18 protein-coding genes and 3 pseudogenes are annotated in these 18,986 nt (G+C 31.6%); 13 read left to right on the forward strand and 8 right to left on the reverse strand.

What is annotated here, in order from left to right; translation table 11 throughout:
• Positions 1 to 631: 631 nt before the first annotated feature.
• The 3 genes from QUF93_RS00390 to QUF93_RS00400 all read left to right on the forward strand — a co-directional run bounded on the left by QUF93_RS00390 (position 632) and on the right by QUF93_RS00400 (position 2,675).
• Complete coding sequence (locus tag QUF93_RS00390; RefSeq protein ID WP_097904902.1) at positions 632 to 1,135, forward strand: DinB family protein; 504 nt, start codon at positions 632 to 634, stop codon at positions 1,133 to 1,135.
• 365 nt (positions 1,136 to 1,500) lie between these two features.
• Positions 1,501 to 1,938 carry a DoxX family protein gene (locus QUF93_RS00395; protein WP_098489204.1) on the forward strand — a complete coding sequence of 146 codons (438 nt, stop codon included), beginning with the start codon at positions 1,501 to 1,503 and terminating at the stop codon, positions 1,936 to 1,938.
• Positions 1,939 to 2,243: 305 nt separating this feature from the next.
• Positions 2,244 to 2,675, forward strand: a complete 432-nt coding sequence (locus tag QUF93_RS00400) for an NUDIX hydrolase (RefSeq protein ID WP_289375095.1) — start codon at positions 2,244 to 2,246, stop codon at positions 2,673 to 2,675.
• A gap of 866 nt (positions 2,676 to 3,541) precedes the next feature.
• On the opposite strand, the gene QUF93_RS00405 is transcribed toward QUF93_RS00400, so the two are convergent.
• The 4 genes from QUF93_RS00405 to QUF93_RS00420 all read right to left on the reverse strand — a co-directional run bounded on the left by QUF93_RS00405 (position 3,542) and on the right by QUF93_RS00420 (position 6,060).
• On the reverse strand, positions 3,542 to 3,793 hold the full coding sequence (locus QUF93_RS00405; protein WP_289361034.1) for a hypothetical protein: 252 nt from the start codon (positions 3,791 to 3,793) through the stop codon (positions 3,542 to 3,544).
• Between the two features lie 404 nt (positions 3,794 to 4,197).
• Positions 4,198 to 5,313, reverse strand: a complete 1,116-nt coding sequence (locus tag QUF93_RS00410) for a hypothetical protein (RefSeq protein ID WP_289361035.1) — start codon at positions 5,311 to 5,313, stop codon at positions 4,198 to 4,200.
• Entirely contained in the window at positions 5,307 to 5,543 is a 237-nt protein-coding gene (locus QUF93_RS00415) for a hypothetical protein (protein WP_289361036.1), read from the reverse strand. The genes QUF93_RS00410 and QUF93_RS00415 overlap by 7 nt, the downstream gene beginning before the upstream one ends.
• Before the next feature lie 166 nt (positions 5,544 to 5,709).
• Positions 5,710 to 6,060, reverse strand: coding sequence for a hypothetical protein (locus tag QUF93_RS00420; RefSeq protein WP_353050831.1), 351 nt, complete (start codon positions 6,058 to 6,060; stop codon positions 5,710 to 5,712).
• A gap of 190 nt (positions 6,061 to 6,250) precedes the next feature.
• Between QUF93_RS00420 and QUF93_RS00425 the strand changes: the two genes are divergently transcribed.
• Both QUF93_RS00425 and QUF93_RS00430 read left to right on the forward strand, forming a co-directional pair.
• Positions 6,251 to 6,517 carry a hypothetical protein gene (locus QUF93_RS00425; protein WP_098323423.1) on the forward strand — a complete coding sequence of 89 codons (267 nt, stop codon included), beginning with the start codon at positions 6,251 to 6,253 and terminating at the stop codon, positions 6,515 to 6,517.
• Positions 6,518 to 6,617: 100 nt separating this feature from the next.
• Positions 6,618 to 6,817, forward strand: a pseudogene (locus QUF93_RS00430) (tyrosine-type recombinase/integrase); the annotation flags it as partial.
• A 146-nt stretch (positions 6,818 to 6,963) separates the two neighbouring features.
• On the opposite strand, the gene QUF93_RS00435 reads toward QUF93_RS00430, so the two are convergent.
• The 3 genes from QUF93_RS00435 to QUF93_RS00445 form a co-directional block, all read right to left on the reverse strand.
• The gene (locus tag QUF93_RS00435; RefSeq protein WP_289361037.1) at positions 6,964 to 8,079 is read right to left on the reverse strand and encodes a hypothetical protein; all 1,116 of its coding nucleotides are present in this window, start codon (positions 8,077 to 8,079) and stop codon (positions 6,964 to 6,966) included.
• Entirely contained in the window at positions 8,073 to 8,894 is an 822-nt protein-coding gene (locus QUF93_RS00440; RefSeq protein WP_289361038.1) for a C39 family peptidase, read from the reverse strand. The genes QUF93_RS00435 and QUF93_RS00440 overlap by 7 nt, the downstream gene beginning before the upstream one ends.
• Positions 8,895 to 9,051: 157 nt before the next feature.
• Positions 9,052 to 9,693 carry a polymorphic toxin type 44 domain-containing protein gene (locus QUF93_RS00445; protein WP_289361039.1) on the reverse strand — a complete coding sequence of 214 codons (642 nt, stop codon included), beginning with the start codon at positions 9,691 to 9,693 and terminating at the stop codon, positions 9,052 to 9,054.
• A 150-nt stretch (positions 9,694 to 9,843) separates the two neighbouring features.
• On the opposite strand from QUF93_RS00445, the gene QUF93_RS00450 reads away from it, so the two are divergent.
• The 8 genes and pseudogenes from QUF93_RS00450 to QUF93_RS00480 all read left to right on the forward strand — a co-directional run bounded on the left by QUF93_RS00450 (position 9,844) and on the right by QUF93_RS00480 (position 17,765).
• Positions 9,844 to 12,135 carry a PA14 domain-containing protein gene (locus tag QUF93_RS00450; RefSeq protein WP_289361040.1) on the forward strand — a complete coding sequence of 764 codons (2,292 nt, stop codon included), beginning with the start codon at positions 9,844 to 9,846 and terminating at the stop codon, positions 12,133 to 12,135.
• Between the two features lie 297 nt (positions 12,136 to 12,432).
• Positions 12,433 to 12,714 (forward strand): hypothetical protein, encoded by a 282-nt coding sequence (locus QUF93_RS00455; protein WP_289361041.1) that lies wholly within the window; start codon positions 12,433 to 12,435, stop codon positions 12,712 to 12,714.
• Positions 12,715 to 12,791: 77 nt separating this feature from the next.
• A complete protein-coding gene (locus QUF93_RS00460; RefSeq protein WP_289361042.1) occupies positions 12,792 to 13,415 on the forward strand; it encodes a putative bacteriocin export ABC transporter in 624 nt (207 codons plus the stop codon).
• A gap of 15 nt (positions 13,416 to 13,430) precedes the next feature.
• The gene (locus tag QUF93_RS00465; protein ID WP_289361043.1) at positions 13,431 to 15,578 is read left to right on the forward strand and encodes a DUF1430 domain-containing protein; all 2,148 of its coding nucleotides are present in this window, start codon (positions 13,431 to 13,433) and stop codon (positions 15,576 to 15,578) included.
• Positions 15,579 to 15,605: 27 nt separating this feature from the next.
• Positions 15,606 to 16,118 (forward strand): hypothetical protein, encoded by a 513-nt coding sequence (locus tag QUF93_RS00470; RefSeq protein ID WP_289361044.1) that lies wholly within the window; start codon positions 15,606 to 15,608, stop codon positions 16,116 to 16,118.
• A 131-nt stretch (positions 16,119 to 16,249) separates the two neighbouring features.
• Positions 16,250 to 16,447 (forward strand): annotated as a pseudogene (locus tag QUF93_RS28950) (hypothetical protein); the annotation flags it as partial.
• 307 nt (positions 16,448 to 16,754) lie between these two features.
• Positions 16,755 to 16,889, forward strand: a complete 135-nt coding sequence (locus tag QUF93_RS00475) for a hypothetical protein (RefSeq protein WP_289375097.1) — start codon at positions 16,755 to 16,757, stop codon at positions 16,887 to 16,889.
• A gap of 168 nt (positions 16,890 to 17,057) precedes the next feature.
• Positions 17,058 to 17,765: pseudogene (locus tag QUF93_RS00480) on the forward strand (IS6 family transposase).
• 154 nt (positions 17,766 to 17,919) lie between these two features.
• Here QUF93_RS00480 and QUF93_RS00485 read toward each other — a convergent pair.
• A complete protein-coding gene (locus QUF93_RS00485) occupies positions 17,920 to 18,921 on the reverse strand; it encodes a trypsin-like serine peptidase (protein ID WP_289375099.1) in 1,002 nt (333 codons plus the stop codon).
• Between the last annotated feature and the right edge of the window lie 65 nt (positions 18,922 to 18,986).

An 18,986-nucleotide genomic window follows, 5' to 3' on the forward strand; every position in this document is an offset into this window, starting at 1 on the left:
GATAAAGATGATGTAATAAAGATTACTATGAGTTGGAACGATAAAACAGAAACCTTTAAACTACAATCTAAAAAGTAACTTCCGCTTTCGAATTTTATGTAAATAAGCCGTCCGTATGGGCGGCTTATTGTATTTTTTGCTTAGCGTGTTTTTTTTCCAAAATACTAGTTGTATGCCTAGTATATCAATTTTTGAAATTAGCTTAACTTAAACTATGTAATACATAACGGATTTATGTAAATGTTTCTATATATTATTCTATTAATATATACGATATAATATAAGTAATTCTTTTTATTATTTATATTTTTGTTATTTCCTGTTGCAGAATCCTTATAATATTATAAGGTGTACAGAGATAATAAAGTTGTTTAATTTACAATAAAGTCGTTTAAAACATAATAAAGTTGTTTAAAAAACGCCAGTCATATTATTCAACAATCGGGCCATATTCTTGAATAACACTCGGTGGTTAATTGGATATTTATGTAAAAAAGAGATTGTGAAGGAATATTATAAATAAAATGGAATAATAAATAAATTGAACAACAGAATTTATAGATAAATTATTTAGCCTTTAGGCATTCATTGTTTCAATATGAAAAAACTATTGGAAATGAGGGACTTTAAGATGGCACACCCCGCATTAATAATGTACAAATACCACGTATGGGCAAATGGAGTTATAATTGATCGTTTAAAAGAACTTCCACAGGACATTTATCATAAGGAAATTCAGAGTGGTTTTTCTTCGGTATCAAAGGTGTTGTCGCACATTTATCTTACAGATTACGCATGGTTTGACATTATCTCAGGTAAAAGTATGAATGAAGCAATGGTGTCTACAGACCAATTGAAAGAACAGGTGGAAACGAAAAGTATTGAGGAGATGAAAAAATTATTTCAAGACTTATCCGAACGAAACAAAGCCCTTTTAAACAGTCAAGAAGAAATTGATAAGTTGATAGTGGTGGACAACCCATATGCTGGGTTGCTTGAAACTTCTATTTCTGAATCAGTACTTCACGTTGTCACTCATGGTTCATATCACCGTGGCAATATAGCTACCATGTTACGGCAAATGGGGCACACCTCCGTTATGCAAGATTTTGGACTTTACCTATATTCAAAATAGAACAGAGTAACTCAAGCACCAATCTTCTTTAAATGGTTCCGTTCTTAAACGGGTGTGTTAGTCCAAAAGGCTAAAGACAGCAATCAAAATCATCATCTTGATCTTCCGCAATCGGGCGCAATTCTGTAGCAAGAATTGTGCCCATTCTTTATGTATTTGGCCATGTTCTTGAATAACTAATTATTGAATCCTGTATTAAAGAAACAGGAATAAAACGTGAGGATGCAAATAGATTTTAAGGAATGACAATCTAATAGGGGAATCGTCAGGAAAATGCGGATTTACAACGCTAAGCCGATTGTCCTGACGATTGTGAAGAGTTGTAAGGAAAACTACCACAGTAATGGTATTTCATTTTTAAATCAATGATTAAAGGAAGGGATCAAAGGATGAAAACAAAAGGAAAAATGATTGCTTATTGGACGGTCACATTACTACTCGCAGCAGCTATTATGTTAAGTGGTATCGGGCAACTGATGCAATATGGGGGAAACGTCGAGTTAGTGACGAATCTTGGTTACCCATTATACATCTTGACCATTCTCGGAATTTGGAAAGTGCTTGGAGCCATTACTCTTGTTGTGCCAGGTTTTCCTCGGCTTAAAGAATGGGCTTACGCTGGTATCTTCTTTTTAATGACTGGTGCTGCTTTATCTCATGCGTTTGCTAACGATTATGGTGATTACGGACTTCATATTATCCTTCCGCTTTCATATGCTGCACTCAATATCGCTTCATGGGCGTTGAGACCACAAAGCCGCATCTTCTACACCAATAAACGAGGCATTGAGCCAAATTGTTAATCAAATCTCCCAAACAAAAAGTTAAATAAAGTCACGGTGTTTATAAAAAAGACGCGATGTTTTGCCCCTTTGGATCTGTTTATCTAAAGGGGTGTTTTTATAGTGAAAAGTGAAAAGAAGATCTAAACTGAAAGGTGGACTAAGGAACTGTTGAGTAGCAATAGAGTTACTCCATTAAAGGGCCATATTCTGGAATAAGGAAGGGGATTGGATGGTTCATTTTGAAATAGTAAGTTATTCCAGGAAAGAACAAAGTTGCTGTATAAAGATAAACATATTAAATTTATAGAAATGGGGAAAGTCAATTGGAACAAAGCACACAAAATATTTATTCACCGCCAAAACATATAGTTTCAGCAGCGACAATTGTAATCAATGAACAAAAAGAAATTCTATTAATCAAGGGACCTAGAAGAGGTTGGGAAATGCCAGGTGGACAAGTTGAAGAAGGAGAGTCTTTGAAAGATGCTGCAATAAGGGAAACTAAAGAGGAAACAGGTATTGATATTGAGGTTTTAAAATTTTGTGGAGTATTCCAAAATGTGAACCATTCAATATGTAATACGTTGTTTTTAGGTAAACCAGTTGGAGGCGAGTTAACGACTACACCAGAAAGTTTGGAGATAGGGTTCTATCCTATTGAACAAGCTTTAGAAATGGTAACTTTTATGAATTTCAGACAAAGAATTGAATACAGTTTGGATGAAAACACACAACCTTTTTATATAGAATTTTAAGAAACGATCTTCCATTATAGGGCGCTTTAATTGAGAAAGGATAACAAAAATTATCAAACTTTTTTATAAAAGGATGATTCAATTGAATATAGAAAAAGTGTGTTTTGATCAATCTTTTTTCTAAACACGCTTTTTCCATTTGCCTCTTTTATCAAGGTTTATTAGGTTAATTTAATCAAACTTTATTCCAGGGCTACATAAAATGCAAAATTTTAGTTAGCGAACGAGAAATAAATACTTCTTTATTGATTCTGCTATATTTAAAAGTATCTATTCTAATATAATAAGAAAAACAAAAAGAACTTGTAGAAATCACTACAAGTTCTTTTTTAGGTTAGGGCGAATACACGGACAAACTATCCTAACAGATTCATCATAGAAACTACAGGGGTAATGCTTTGACAAGTATATTATATAACAAATATTAACATCCAGATATTTTATTTTTGAAAATTATGTGAATTAAGAAAACAGAGTGTTATATCATTTTCTCTTCCTAAAAAATGCATTTAATTATTTTGTATAAATAACTTTAAATTAACATCTACATCATAATAAATTAGTCAAAATATAAATATAGGTAAATAGAGAGGAATGGGGGATTCTTATAAATACGCATATACTTATAATCAATATTAATTTACACATGCAATATAAAGGTATAGTTACGTTCACCTATAAACTATAAAAATAGACATTTGTTAACTATTTCTATTTTCGTTCATTTTGTTACCCTTTAACATCCCTTAACAACAAAGACAACGTTAAACCTAATATAGTGATTCCTATATGTTATCAAGTGTCCATTTTGTCAATTAATGTGTAATTTCTATATAACAAAGAAAAAACACCCGTTTTGGATGCTTTTAAATCTTTTCTATAATATAAACCAATGTCTTTTTTGATGGTGCATGATAAGAGTAACCTTGATTATTATGAACATATATTTCGTACTTACCCATCACTTGAAATCTTTCTGTTTCAGATTCACCGAACTTTGTTACAGAGTCACATAAAATAGTTAATTCGTTTCTATTATTGCATAACAAATTAGAAATTTGTTTTTCGGTATATATTCCCGCTACCGCTAATTCTTTCAATATTTCTTCATATTGCATAATTTATCCATCCTCCCCAATCTATTCATTCAATAAAAACCATAATTATCCTTTTGTTTTCATGAACAAAAAGCCATCACTGAAGTGACAGCTCTAAAGAGGATAGGAGAAGACAAAGAATCTTCCGAGTCTCTATTCTAATCGTTCAAACGGTTTAACAAACTTATTAACGGCAGTATTTAATTCCTTAATGTTTTCGTTGACTTCTTTTGTATCTACATAACCTTTCCCTGAAACTACATTCCATATCATTTCGAGAAAATTGTACGCTAAGAAGTTTATAAAGGTTATAATCACTTAACAAGTGTTTATAAATGTTTTCAATCATATTTATAAACGTGATAACCCTTGATTTTATAGGGATACAAGCTATGTCCGTAAATTATATATGTTTATACCAACTTCTACTTAATATAGGATTCTGTTTTTTTATTTTGAAATTCAGATTTCAATTTATCATATGAAACGGACACGATAGAATCATGCACTTGTTCTGGAAAAGTATCTGGGTTGTCACATATAATATTAGTGTCCCCATTTTCAGACATACGTAATTGAAATACATTTGAAATATCCAATTTGATTTTTTTGTAACCCTCTTTATTAAATTGATACACCCAAACTTTTTGATCGTCTGTAGTAAAAGCCCAATAATTCATAGTTGCACTCAGAGACCCAATGGTCTCCCCTTGCTTGTTATTTACACCTTCAATAGAGAGAGGCGTTAACTGTTTAGAGTTTATATCCAAAATAAAATATGTTTCAATTTGAGTGGTAGTGTTTTTTTCATCGCTAGACAGGCTCGCGTAGACGATTTTATCCCCCACAATTCTAGGTGCTAAAACATTATTTTGTGGAACTAAATAAGTGCTTGTATGTTTATTCTCAAGATTATATATACTTATGGTAGTTTGTTTTTCGTTAGAGTTCGTATAGATTAATTTATCTTCATTCATATGAAGAGTAGTACTAGCTGTGTCATAGGAATTTACGGTGGCAATTTGTGTTTGTGTATTGGTTTCTAAATCATATAGTATAATAGCCGCATTTTTCTTTTGATCATTAATTTCCATCCAGGATACATAATGTTTATAAAGGTACGGTTCTATAATTTCATTAGTTTTATGAATTTTAGTTTGTTTGTTATTACTTAAATTTTTCCCATAAAGAACAGTTTTAGAGCCAACAGCATTTGTATCATTCCATAATAGCCATTTCTCATTAACATGTACCCCTTGTATATTTGCTTCACTACCCATTTCTGAATGAAATATAGTCTCCTCTGTTTGGTTAGAAAAGTTATATAAAAGAAGTTTATTAGGTAAACGTTCTTTACTATTATCAGCAACAGGTAAATACATTTTGTTATTAGAAGTAGATGCCATATAAAATGTATCATAATTTATTTTAAATTCTGGATAAGTACTATTGATTTGCTTTATATTTGATTTATTTAGAGTACAAGAGACAAGTATTCCTAGGCATATAATAATGGAAATTACCTTTAGATTTTTCAACATACTAATGTTGGATTTCCACCTGTCGCACTTAGAACAGCTTTTCCTACTCCTTTTCCATCTTCAAGAATTTTTTTTCCTTCTTCAGGATCTAATGATGGCGGTTTTGATGTAACAACAGGTTTTTTTGCTTGACTGGGATCAATGTTTCCATCCGCAAAACTGACACTAGAAGGAAGTAAAAGACTCATTGCTAAAACACTCATGCTTAATCCTTTAATAATAGGTTTCATATCGCATCTCCTCAATTTACAATCTCATAATATTCTAGAATAAATGGTATATTATAGCAATTTAATAATCTGAAATATGTATAATTACATATTTTAGATTATTAAATAAAAAAAGCTGGCTCCTTAATTAGGAACCCACTTTAAAATTTTTGAATAAACTAAGCACTTATTTCGATAAATCTTTAGAGATACGTTGTATATCTGCTTTAATTTTAGTTTTTTCTTGAATTGTTAGAGCATTAAATTTTTGCTGCTCTGCAGCAGGTTCAAAAGGTTTTACAGGCGGTGGAGGTGGATCTTGGGGATTTGGAAGCAATTTGTTATCCCATAAAATAACCCCATATGCTCTACCTGCTTCATCATTAGGCTGATCAAAATAATTATCAGCCCACCCCTTGAGCTCTTCGCTATACCATAATTGATAAGCACCTTCAATATCAGCTAGTAATTCAATTGGTATTGTGCCTGCCCTTGTTACATAACCAAAGTGAATGTTACCTAAATCTTCACCTTTCATCAAATAGCCGTTGTGGATGAATTCGAAAAAAATGACGTTTCAGATTGGCTTGTAATTGATTTTTAAGAAACTGTTAATACATTTGGTGTTGAATGAGATTATGTCTCTTATTCGGGGGGATAGATGGTTTAAATAGAAATTTAAAGAAAAAGGGGTGTCGGAATGCTTTTTTTAAGTTATCGCATATATTTTGCTAAGTATAGGAGTTTGTACACTTGTTTTGGCAGGAATAGCCGCTATTTTAAAGAAACAAATGATAATCGCAAATATAAACCTATTATTGGCCATGTATTATTTTTGTTCGGGAAGTCTTCTGTATTTGTGCATGTTATGGGAAACACAAGATATTTTACTACAAGCCTTTTTGATTTTAATTGTAGGACTTGCAATCATCCGATTAAGAAAAAGCTGGTATGTACCGCAAATGCGTACCTATCTTCAAAAACTACAGGAGTAAGCGACAAATAAGAATGATCTGTGAGGAAAATTAAGGGGAAAAGGAGTGGAGAAATCTTGATACATCAATATGAATTGAACTTTTCAGTGGTGTATAGTGGCAAGGTACAGAAATGATAAAAAAGACAAACTTAAAGTTCTTACAATATCGTGAAAATCCAGTAACAGTACATACATTTCGGTATGATATTGCAATTATGACAGTTGACCAGGGAAATGCCGATTTGTATCATCTAATGCAAACGTGGGGCATAAAAATATCCAAACAACGAAGATTTACCTGGAGAAACATATGAAAAGATCACTTGTCTTGGAAACAAATGATCTTTTTATTAGAAAAATTGCTACTTGCCAAAAGCAGGTATTCAATACCCTATTCATATGTTCAGTAGATAGTATAATGCAATATTTTATTATATAGGTGATAATATCAGAACTATATTTTTGTTAATTATCGTAAGTTTTGATATTCTCTTTTGAGAAAATATTATTTACATCTTTACCAGCAAGAGACATAATATGACGGGCATCGCTTCCCTTATTTTCACATATAATGCTAATGTCCAGTCCTTCGGACATTAACGTTTGGAATGGATAGGAGACATCTAACTTATGCTTTTTATATCCATTACTTTGTAATTTGTATATCCATACTTGCTGAGTACTTGTCTGAAATACCATGTAGTCCTCAAATGCACTTACTATCCCTATGTTATTATTTGAATCACCACTAACCCCTTCCAATTGGAGAGGATCTATAGTTTTAGTCTTCATATCTACAAGGAAGTAAGATTCAGGATACCATTGATTAGGAGCTGGAAAGGTGGTATAAAATACTTTATCTCCCACAATTCGAGTATTACTAATATATTCGTGCGGGATGGGATATGTGACTGTTTTCTCGCTTGTAAGGTCATATACATACAAATTAGTTTTATTTTCATCTCTATCAGAATAAACTAATTTCCCTTGATTCATATGATTTACAGAATAACCCGTATCATATGAATTTACTGTAGCAATAACTTTTACTTTATCAGTTTTTAGATTGTATACCTTTATGTGACCAACCTGTTTTGCAGAATCAATCTCTGTCCATGTTACATAGTGCTGATATAGATTTGCATCTATTGGACCAGTTGATTGATATAATATTTTTTGTTTGTCATTGTTTAGATTTTTCACATATAACATTGAATTGCTTCCAAAATCATCAGTATCAAGCCACAATAACCAGTCTTTGTTAGCTTGTTGCCCTTGCATATTTGGACTATTTAATTTTGAGTTGAATATAACCTTAGTTGAGTTTTTCTTAGAATCATATTCAATTAATTTATTAGGCATACCGGACTTACTATTATCATCAATTGTCATGTATAATTTATTTTTGTTAATTGATGGTAAGTAAAACCTATTATATTTTGGGGTGAATTTTGTGAATTCCTCTTCTTTTTGCTGGTCAATCTTTGTACTACTTTGAAGGTTGTTTGGTGTTGCAGAGCATGCATGTAGAATAATGGAATAAATTAAAACGATGATTATATATATATATTTCTTTACCATATGACTACAGCATTTCCACCTTTTTTATCTGCCATAAGTACAGCTTTCCCAACCCCTTTAGAAGATCCATCGCCGATTGTCTCTGTATATCCTCCACCTAAGGGAATTTTATTGTGAACTATATGGTTTGCATCTTGAATACGCATGGAGTTCTCATTACCATAATAACCACTAACCGTAATATAGTGACGGTAATTTTTTGGTGCTTTACTATAATGTTGCATATTTTCAGTTTCCACTAATAGTATAGGTGCATTCGTTCTATTGGATAATGAAGTTTTAACACGTTGGGTTAGTAATTGTATTGGATTTGCCGAATCTTCAATATCTCCTACCTTATAAGGACTATCTTCAAAATCAAAATCATGTCTGTATTGATTTATTGCCTTAACCAGTCCAACCGATGTAGAAGCCTGATGGTGTTCTGTTCCAGCTGAAAATGCAATTTGTTCTTGTGAAGGGAAGGGCATTCCTATACCACTATCAATCTTATGAAAACTTAGAGCTTGTCTTACTGAAGCTGGTCCACAATAATAAAATTTAGATTGTATATTGCCTTCCATTGGGATTTCAAATCTTTCATTAGATGGTCTCATATGGGGGATTCTCTGTTTTCTTTGTTCTTCTTCTTTCATCTTCTTATCTGCTTCTTTTCCCATTTCATATAATTTTTTCCCTTCCTCAGTTTGTTTGAGTGGATCGTTTAGTAATGCACCAGTACTTTCAATATTCTGTTCTGCAAAACTGACGTTAGTTGGAAGTAAAAAACTCATTGCTAAAAAACTCATACTTAATCCTTTAATAATAGGTTTCATATCGTATCTCCTTAATTCGTAATCTTTTAATATTCTAGAATGTATGGTATATTTTAGCAATTAATATTCCTGAAATATGCATAATTACATATTTCAGGAATATAAAAAACTGACCTCTTTTTAAGAGGCCAGTTTACATTTTTAAAATCATACATGTTTATTTTGATAATTCGTTAGAGATACGGTGTATATCTGCTTTAATTTTAGTTTTTTCTTGAATTGTTAGAGCACTAAATTTTTGTTGCTTTGCAGCAGGTTCAGACGGCTTCACAGGTGGAGGCGGTGGATCTTGGGGATTTGGAAGCAATTTGTTATCCCATAAAATAACCCCATATGCTCTACCTGCTTCATCATTAGGCTGATCAAAATAATTGTCAGCCCACCCCTTGAGCTCTTCGCTATACCATAATTGATAAGCACCTTCAATATCAGCTAGTAATTCAATTGGTATTGTGCCTGCCCTTGCTACATAACCAAAGTGAATGTTACCTAAATCTTCACCTTTCATCAAATAGCCGTTGTAGATGAATTGTTTTTTTCTACCAAACTTTGTTTTATAGTCCCATTCACCACCAGGCTTTACTTTTTCTGCAAACGCCAACCCTACACTCCAAGGATAAGTTCCCTCTTCTTTAGCTTCTTCAGCAGCATATGCCATGATTAAGGCATTTCTCTTTAAAATATAAGAGAAGCTTGAAGTCATTTCATTTGATGGTATTGTTTGAGCAGATACAAAGCCACCATCGGATAAATAAAACGAGAATAATAAACAAAAAATAAGTGATGCTTTTTTCCACATATACATGGACCTCCTTTTTTATTTGTCTATATATTTATAATGCAATTCTTTTAATATGTAAATTTATATATTGAAAAATTATTTCACTTTTTCTAAATATTGTTATATCATATTCGAGAATTGCAAAACATATAGAAAAGGAGTTTTAGTATGTGTAAAGTATTTAAGAGAAGTTATACTGTTTTAACCTTTTTATTTGTACTCTTCCTTGCTACAACGAATGTTAGTGCTGAAGAGAATGGGGATGTAAACGCTGTCCCCGTAGAGAAAGCAACGCAGCAAGCGAAGAATTATTTTAATATTATTCAAAATAATTCTAATACAGATTGGAAAGAAAGTACGCTAGTGTTAGATCGGAAATTATATGATGAAAATAAAAAATTAACTGCGTATCTATTTGTTTTACAAAAAGAAAACCAGGACAACGGGTTTATAATTGTGAGTGGAAACGAAAAACTTTCAGGTGTAATAGAATCCACACGAAAAGGTGCAAATCCATACAAAGAAGTAGATAAAGAAAATAGTATTTATGTAGGCCCAATTTCGTATTTACAAAAATCGAATACAGAAGATTCTTTCATAGATTTGAATACTAAAAAATCAGTATCAAAGAAAAAATTAGAAGAAATAAATATGTTTACGAATGCAAAGAACACTACTTCTAATAGCGGGAATATAAAAAAAGTTAACGGGTTAACTCGCTCCGCAAATGCTCCTTATTATAATCATAAGTACATACCGAACGTGCCAGACTACGACTGGACTCATGGATGTTTACCTACAGCTTATGCAAATGTTACAACTTATTGGTCAAATAATGGATTTCCACGTTTGAAAAATAACCAAGCAGATTATGAAACTTATATTATTGATACCTTACCTAAATTAATGAAAACAGATGCTGTGGGCAATACATTTGGAAATAATGGTATCGCTGGTGCGAAAGAATATTGGGAAAAAACAGGTAAATATTCTGTTTCTATCAAAGAATATAAGAACAAACCTGCAAACCCAGCCGTCTTTGAAGAATATAAGAAAGAGATAGATAAAAATAGACCAGCTATTATTACAACTCAAACCCACCCTATTTATAAAAATCATGCTGTAACAGGTGTAGGATATGAAGAGATTTTTGATCCTGCAGAAAGAGTTTGGCATCGTTCAGCAATTGTACATGATGAATGGATTTCTACTCCACAAGATCATTATCTTGTTTGGACTCCGGATATTGATAACTTTTACTCTGTTATTCCGGGTGCTGATATTTCACCTAGTAATAACGTTTACAAAGAAAAAACGAGCCAAGTTCATTATAATTGGGGATTAGGCGCACCAGAAGGACAAAAAAATGATGAATTTTCGGCTAAATTTGATCAGTCACAAAGTTTAGAAGCAGGGGATTACTTTATGCAAGCTCTTGCCGACGATTATGTCAAAGTGAATTTTGATGGTAAGAATATTATTGATGGATGGAATAATGCTTCAATTGGACAAATCAAACGTGCGTTACTACCAAAGCTACCAGCAGGAGAGCATAAAATAGACACAGATTTTCATGAATTGGCAGGGAATGCAGGCATATTCTCTGATGTAGTTCCATTTGATCATTGGTTGGCGTATTATTATCCAAATAAGAATTTACAAGGGCTTCCTGTAGATGCGAGAGTAATTGCGCCATTTGGGCAACAGCAAAAACTTGCAGAAGATAATGGCGAAGGCGCTCCAACTTTGAAAGTACCTAAGGATAATTTTTCAGCGCGCTATACCACAGTAAAGCGTCTACCTAAAGGCGAATATATTATTCGTGGAAAAGCTGATGATGGTCTTCGAGTTTATATTGATGGAAAACTTGTTATAGATCGTTGGCATGGAAGTGGTGGATTTGTAGAAGATGCTCGAAAGGTAATTATTAATGACAATACAGGTGCAACAATCCTTGGAAAGTCTGCAGAAAAAGATGTTCACCTTATTGAAGTACAATATTTAGAAGAAGGTGGCGGAAGTAAAGTAGAATTTGGTATGGAGCCATATACTGATGCTGTTCCATTCCCACATTGGACAGCAGAGTATTATGCCAATAAGGATTTAAAGGGTGATGCCATAGTAAAAGGAGGAAAATGGTCATTAGATAGATTTATTAATATTGATTTTAACTGGGGTAACACTTCTCCATATCCAAGCATTCCTAATGATAATTTTTCTGCTCGTTTTACAAAATTAGGTCTATTTGAGAATGGAAATTACGAATTTGAAGCCAAGGCTGATGATGGCGTAAGAGTATATGTTGATGATAAACGAGTAATTGATTCTTGGATTCCGAGTGGAGGAGATATTCGTAAAGTAAAAGTACCGATGACTGCTGGTGTACACAAAATTACAGTAGAATACCTAGAATTATCAGGGAATGCTAATTTAAAGATGGACTATAGAAAAGTAAATTAGGATTATCAAAATTGAAAGTAAATGTACAAAAAAGCTAGTTCTTAATTGTGGAACTAGCTTTTTTATATTGTTTCTGAGATTAAATTAAAATGGTTAGTAAAGATATGTAATTTTGCATATTTCGATTCGTGTATTGTTATAATATCCCATTACAGTTAATATGAGAAAGAAAGCTGCGCAGCTTCCGTAATTTGTAAAATCTTATTTTAAAATTATTCTATTTTACAAATTAATATATGAAATAGTTTTAATTTTTGCTTATTAATAGTGCCAATAAAAAGGGAAGTTGGGATAATTATGAAGAAGAAGGTAATTACTTTGGCGTTATCATCTATGTTAGCTGTAGGTGTCTTAGCTCCGATTACTTCATCTGCTACTGAAAGTTGGAAATATGGTTACAACAAGGAGGAAATGGTACATTATTCTGTATATGGACATTCCGTATTTTACCATTCTTCAGGTCTTACACGTGCAAATGTAAATTATAGAAGTGAGATTAAGCCACCTGGAAAAGCTGCTGTGAAATACTTACCATATAATGGTCCGTATAACGTAACTTATCAGAAATATATTAACTAAATTGGGGTATTTTGAAGACTAAGGGGATTTATATTATATATAAATCCCCTTAAAAACATTACTTAAGGGGTAATTCAATGATTAAGATACATAATATGAAGAAAACATTTCTTGATAAAACGATCTTTAATGACTTTAACCTAGAAGTAAAATCAGGTGAGTTCATTGGAGTATATGGGAAAAGTGGTCAGGGAAAGACTACGTTATTAAATATAATTGGTACATTAGAAAAACCAGATTCTGGAGAAATTTTAATAATGGAGAAAAGTCTGGAAAATAAAAAAACGAAAAGATATTTATTACGCGATGAAATTGGATTTATATTCCAAAATTATGCTTTGATAGATAATGAAACTGTGAATAATAATTTAGAGATTGCTTTGAAACATAAAAAAATGAGCAAACCACAAAAAAAAGAAGCTATGTATTCTGCATTAAGTGAGGTTGGACTTATGGGATATGGTGAAAAAAAAGTACATACTTTAAGCGGTGGAGAGCAACAACGTATTGCAATTGCTAGATTGTTACTTAAGGATCCAAGCATAATTTTGGCGGATGAACCCACTGGTTCATTAGACAATGAAAATCGAGATGTAATTATTTCTTTATTTAAGAAATTGCATCAAAAAGGAAAAACGATCATTGTTGTAACTCATGATACATCTTTATCTCATTTATTTTCTAGAATCATTCAATTATAAGGGAAAGGTTATATTATGAAAAAATTAATATTTCTTCTATGTACCATTACATTTACAGTCGTAAGTTTTTTGTCAATTAAGCAATTTGAATATTTAGAGTTTCAATCTTTTAATTATGACATGAATCATTCTCATGAGAATTGGGATGTTGAAATCAAATCAGGGAGCCCTTCTAAAAGTAAATTCGAAAATTTTCAAATGCTTACTGAAATCGTTAAAAAGTCTGAAGTGAATTTACAAAGAATGTCACAAGAGATTGGAGCAAATAAAAAAGAGAAGCTTGTATATTATGTAGCATTGTCAAATGTTGATACATACTTTCAAAATATGGATTTAAAGACAGGGAATTTTTTAGATGAAAATAGTAATCCGAATTTTTTCCTTTCGACAATATCTAGTAAAGATAAAAATCAAATTGGTCAATTGGAAATTTTTCATAATTTTGATCCTATAGAAATTCGTCCACTGGTTGCAGCAGAAAAAGTAAGAGATATTAAAGGGATTTACAGTTTAAGTAATACAAAAGATGTTAAAACATTTGAGAAAATTGCTGCAGAGTATGGATTTGTATTAAAAATAACAAAAAAAGATTCACCTACTTCGTCCAGTGAGTATCCTTATCAAATTATGATTTACACTACATGCTTTGTTTTATGTTTGCTATTATTACTTTCAATAACTTATGATGTTATGAATAATTACAAAGCCATTGCAATTCAATCTATGCATGGAGATAGTTTTTTTAACATTGGAATGTACTTACTCAGAAGATATGGAAAAATAATCGTAAGTTCTTGGTTTTTAGTATTGCTTGGCTTAATAGTATACTTATACCCTTATAATGAGTATCAAAAATTAGTCCCATTTTTGAATTTTTGGATGAAAAAGATGATGTTCCTATTTTTAATTATTGGAGTAATATTAATTATTACTTGGATTGGTACTAAAGCGATAAATATTTCTCAAATGATTAAAAATAAGAAGCCTATAAAATTATTTTTTTATACTAATCTAGTAGTACGCTTTATATTAGCTATATTTTTAATTTTAGGTTTACAACAAGGTATTAGTACATTTATAGAATTGAAAAAAACGAGTGACCAACAGAATAAATGGAAGATACTAAAAAATTATTCCTTCTTAGGAATTGAAGCTGGTACTGATAATACAATAGATTCTAAAGATAAAGATAGCTTGAACCGTTTCAAAAAGTTATATGAGGAGTTAGAAGCACAAGGGGCTATATATATATCCCCATCTTACTACTATGCAAACAAAAAAATGCTAGGATTGGATGCTAATCCTTGGGGATCAGAAGGGAAACAAATTGTTATTAATACTAATTATTTATCCTTAAATCCCATATATGATATTCATAATGAAAAATTAAAATTACCTACATCAAATAAATTTGAAATAACAGTATTAGTGCCTGAAAAATATAAAGCGCAGGAAGAACCGATAAAAGAAACAATAAAGCAAGAGTATGCAATGATGTTAAATAAAGAGAACCCGGATGCAGTCCAAGTGAATATAAATTATGTTAAAAATAATCAATCATATTTTACATTCACTTCTCAAATGGCGGTACAAACAAATTATGAAATTAATGATCCAATTGCTGTAATTTTAACAAGTAGTTTTGAAGAGAACTATTTGGCTAGTACAATAGCGATGGGGTATGGATATTATACTAAAAACAGTACAGGTGATAAGCCATTTGATAAAACAAAACAGACAATTAGGAAATATGAATTTGATAGTATTTGGAGTCCCGTATCTGTTGCGTATTCTGACGTGGAGATGAAGATACAAAAAGATACGGAGAAGTTACAGTTAACTATAATTAATTGTGGTTTATTTTTAGTATTAACGGCTGTGCTCCTCTTTTTCTCTGCTATATACTATTTGGAGATTAATAAGCAAACATTGGCATTACAATGGATTTTTGGATATAGTTTCTTTGAAAAGCATAATCTTATATATCTTGCGTTATTAGTATTTTGGCAACTATCTTTTACAACATGTTTCTTTATTTCTAAAAACAGTTGGTTACTATTTAAAATAAGTTTAGTACTTGCAATATGTGATATTGTATTAATGAGCATTTTGTTGATTTTAAATGAGTATAAAATTACAAAGCAAATACTAATAGAAAAGTAGATTAAATTCAGTAAAGTAGGGATATATTTGTTACAGAAAAAGCAGCTAATATTAATTGGTAGTTTATTTATTCTAATTCTTTTATTTTTTGGGGGATATCTTTTCTTTAATAACAAAAGTAATCAGGAAGATAGTTTAAGAGTAACTGATACAAAAGAAGATATATTAAAATCATCTACTGAAGTTGAAAATAAATCAGATGTACAAAGGAAGTCACCAGAATCATTTAATAAAGATTTAAATGGAAATTCGGATAAAAATAAATACTATTTTGTTTACTTAAGACAAGAGAACGGAAAGTCAGATACTTCCTTTGTTCCAGAAACATTAAACCCAGGGTATGATAAAACTGAGAGTATGAATATAAGTGTATTATTTGATGATAATGGAATACCAGCGAAAGATGAGAAGATGATTCTGATATATGACTATAAAATTTCAGAAAGTAATAAACAGAAGATAAAAGAAATAGCAGGAGAAGAAAATTATGAAAAAGCTTTAAAAGAAATTGAGGAAAGAATGGGTGAGAATAGAAGTTAAATAATTAATTCTTTAAACAGGTTTATATAGTTAGAAAACGTCAAACACTTATTTTATAAAGTATTTGACGTTTTTTAATAGGAGTAAGATTTATTATGTTGTATCCCTTGTTAGCCTGAAGAGGACGATAGGGTGAAAATAAAAACTTGCCTTCATGGTATCCAGATAATCATAAGGATAGTTAAGAGACAAGAATAGAATATATATGGGGTTATAAAAAATTAGCCTTAAATGTTAGACATGCCCCAGGGTTGATGGAGAGAGAAAAAACAGATATCGAAATACTTTTAAAGCGTAAAACCAAAATTGATGAATTTGAGGAGTTGTAGTATGGAGTAAAGGGATTGTTTAGTAGGTGTCACCATACATACCCATCAAGCTAAGATTTTAAAGTACCCCCTAAATGGAAATTTTGTGTTTTTATAGCATCGAAGTTTATTTTTCTCTTTTTGGGGGTAACTTGTTTTCTTAAGTTGATAGCGATGTGGTGAATCTTTATACCTTTATTATAGTAAGCGCTTACATTTATAACGATACATTTCTATATGTAATATTACATATCTACTAATCATTCCTTAATGGTATCATAGCGAGGTGAGAGTCGTTAAGGGTTCTCCTTAATAGGAGGAAACGGATATGGAAGGAGTGCAAGCGATTATTGACAGTAATCTGAAATACAAGAGTTGGGTTAAACAGGTACTAGCTGTAGGCGGAATATTAGGGTTCTGCTACTTGGTATTATATGTTTTATGTTTCTTATTTGCTATGTAAATACTAGATAACTACACTAGTGGAGTCTTGCCTATAGAGGTAAGGCTCTTTTGTTGTATCTGAGGTGAATTTTTTTGGGTCTGGTGCAAAAAATTCAGGACAATTGCAATAAATCTACAAATCTTGGACATACTGATACTACTAATCTAAAGAAGGTGCGTGATTGGTATGGAAAAGGAAAATGTATTCAAATGGAAGCATTATCAGCCTGATATTATTTTGTTAACGGTAAGATGGTACCTACGGTACAACCTCAGTTTTCGTGATTTAGTAGAAATGATGGAGGAACGGGGCTTATCCATTTCTCATACAACGATTGTGCGTTGGGTTCATCAGTACGGTCCTGAATTGGACAAACGAATCCGACGTCATCTTAAACAAACAAATGACTCCTGGAGAGTCGATTAAACATATATCAAAGTAAAAGATCAATGGATGTACCTGTATCGTGCTGTTGATTCGAAAGGAAATACAATTGATTTTTACCTAAGCAAAACAAGAGAACAGAAGGCTGCAAAGCACTTTTTCAAGAAGGCATTGCAGTCTTTTCATGTTTCAAAACCTCGTGTTATAATAGTCGATAAAAATCCAGCTTATCCTATAGCAATTGAACAGTTGAAAAAAGAAAAAAGCATACCTGGTGGTATGCGACTTAGACAACAAAAGTACTTGAATAACATAGTAGAACAAGATCGTCGCTTTATAAAGAAGCGAATTCGTTCTATGCTAGGGTTCAAATGTTTTGACACAGCTACATCCATTCTTTCTGGAGTAGAAGCCATGCATATGATGAAAAAAGAACAGGTTTATTTACGGGACCAGTCTGTCCAAAGTCAGAAAGAGTTCATCCATCAATTATTTGGACATGCAGCATAAGATACGATTCCATTAGGAATCTATGCACTTTATTATTTTTTATTCTATTTTTGCACCAGAACCCAATAAGGGAATGCAGTATAGATCAGTCTACAAGCATTCCCTTGCTATTAGTATGTTATTTTCTTTAGAAGTTGCTAGTATTGCATCTTAATTAACGAGCATATGTAATAAAATCATACATAGGCTTAACCATTTTTGGACCACCATTTGAATCTATAACTTTATTACCACTTAAATCATACCCACCATTATGAACACCAATTATTTGATTTGAAGAATTCAACATAGCAGAACCAGATTGTCCACCATAGGTATCAATTTCATAGAAAGCTAAGGATGAATTTTCTTGTAAAATCGAACCAGAAGCTCCCCATTGAGATACAGATCCTGTACTTTGTGCTTTATCTCCAGGATATCCGTATACTTTTATTCCTGTACCTTTTATATTACTAACTTGTTTAATGCCTAAGCTACCAACAACATCACCGATATGTGAACCTCCATTTGTCGATACTTTCATTACTGCAAAATCATATTCAGAACTACCTCCACTATTAATATATCCAGAAGGAACACTATAACTTTCAATATTATAATATCCATAACTGTAGTGTGAATCATTTAATGCCGGAATAATATATCCAGTTTTTAAATACTGTTTAGTATCCGTATCATATACACAATGAGCATTAGTTAAAACCGTATCTTTTCCAATTACAGTTCCTGTACACATATAATCACCATCAGAAAAGGATGTAGAAATATATGATATTGAACGATATGGTTGTGTAGATGTATCAGATACTTTGTTTCGAGTATCACTCCCGAAAACAACCTCATTTGGTTTATCTTTTTCTTTAGGTAATCCCAATTTATTTAAAGGTTTTAACTTAAAGGGAGCCTCTGGTGTAATTTCCTTTCCGTTTCCTATTATTCCAGTGTTAGCTTCATCGTAATCTTGTTGTGTTAAAGACCTTGAGTATTCATTAAATTTTACTGTAGTACCATCAGATTTAATCATGTCATAAGGACTACTTTGATTTTGAGTTAATATTTTTTCCGATTGAACGCTTGTTTCCGCTGAAGCAAAACTAGTAAAAGAGATAAAACTAAGTGAACAAACAAGAGAACAGGCAAACTTTTTAACTTTCATTTTGATTCCTCCCATAAATTTAATATGCAATATAATTCTATACAAAACGAAAGTTAATTGGAATA

Origin of the sequence: Bacillus hominis (assembly GCF_030348325.1) — a bacterium.
Lineage (GTDB): Bacteria > Bacillota > Bacilli > Bacillales > Bacillaceae_G > Bacillus_A > Bacillus_A hominis.